The sequence below is a fragment of the Kitasatospora sp. NPDC056531 genome (genome assembly GCF_042794375.1).
In the GTDB taxonomy this organism is placed as follows: Bacteria; Actinomycetota; Actinomycetes; order Streptomycetales; family Streptomycetaceae; genus Kitasatospora.
Genome location: NZ_JBHTTU010000213.1, coordinates 1 through 686, shown reverse-complemented (window position 1 = coordinate 686; position 686 = coordinate 1). Strand labels below are relative to the sequence as shown.

At 76.7% G+C, this 686-nt stretch carries 1 protein-coding gene; it reads right to left on the bottom strand.

Annotation, left to right across the window (positions count from 1 at the left end):
• Positions 1-153 precede the first annotated feature (153 nt).
• The coding region (locus ACFQ87_RS44355) for an SCP2 sterol-binding domain-containing protein (RefSeq protein ID WP_380616732.1) at positions 154-686 on the bottom strand (533 nt) is incomplete at its 5' end.

Here is a 686-nt window from a genome sequence, read left to right as displayed (position 1 = left end):
GCCCTACCTGGCCCGTCACCTGGCAACGCACCCACGCCGCCGCCCGGCAGTGGTGCTCGTCGCGCACGAGGCCGACGCCGAGCCGGACGGCCTGGCCCCTGCCTCCTTGCCGGCGTTCCGGCAGTGGCAGAGGAGCGGCCTCGCCGGCCGTGCTCAGGGGGCGGCGAACAACCCGGGGAAGGCCGGGGCCAGCCACGGCCGGCGGCCCCAGGCGAGGACCTTGCCCCGGGCGAGGGCGCCGACGGCGGTGTAGCGGCCCAGCGCGATGAGGAGGAACGCCACCGGCTCGGTGAGGATCGTGCAGTCCGGGCGCCGCGGCGGCTCCTGGCTCACCACGGCGGCGCCGTCCGTGAAGGTCACCGCGAAGGTGCCCAGGCCACGAAGGCGCAGCCGGTAGCAGGCGCTGTGACCGGCCGCGGCGCGGGCGTCGACCACCCGCGGCATGGCCGTGCGCAGGAACGGCATCGTCAGCCCGACGCGGTGCCGGTCGATCGGGTGCGGCCGCCCCAGGGCGACGGCGATGTCGTAGAGGTGGCCCAGCATGTGGGTCAGCAGGTAAGCGCCGAGGGTGTCCAGGTCCATCGGGCCCAGCGGGGTCAGCACCGGCTCGGTGCCGGCCCGCGGGCCGGCCGCCGCCGTGAACTGCCGTGCCTGCCGGGTGATCTCCTCGGCGAGCACGGCCGGGT